Source organism: Shewanella sp. 1180_01 (genome assembly GCF_052850535.1).
This window is the reverse complement of record NZ_VXCT01000234.1, coordinates 1-210: the sequence shown is the minus strand read 5'-3', so window position 1 is coordinate 210 and position 210 is coordinate 1. Positions and strand designations below refer to the sequence as shown.

At 55.2% G+C, this 210-nt stretch carries 1 protein-coding gene; it reads left to right on the top strand.

What is annotated here, in order from left to right; genetic code table 11:
* Positions 1–210 (top strand): putative Ig domain-containing protein (locus FW758_RS25005; RefSeq protein WP_446446873.1); only part of this gene is annotated, 210 nt, incomplete at both ends.

Here is a 210-nt window from a genome sequence, read left to right as displayed (position 1 = left end):
GCCACTCAAGATGCGGCATACAGCTACACCTTCGCGGCTGCGGATACTGATGTGGGCGACACCTTAACCTTAAGCGCGGTAACTAAACCGAGCTGGTTGAGCTTCAATGCTGCCACTGGATTGTTAAGTGGCACGCCAGGCAATGATGATGTGGGCAGCCATGTCGTGTTACTGCGAGTGACGGACACGGATGGCTTAACCGCTGACCAG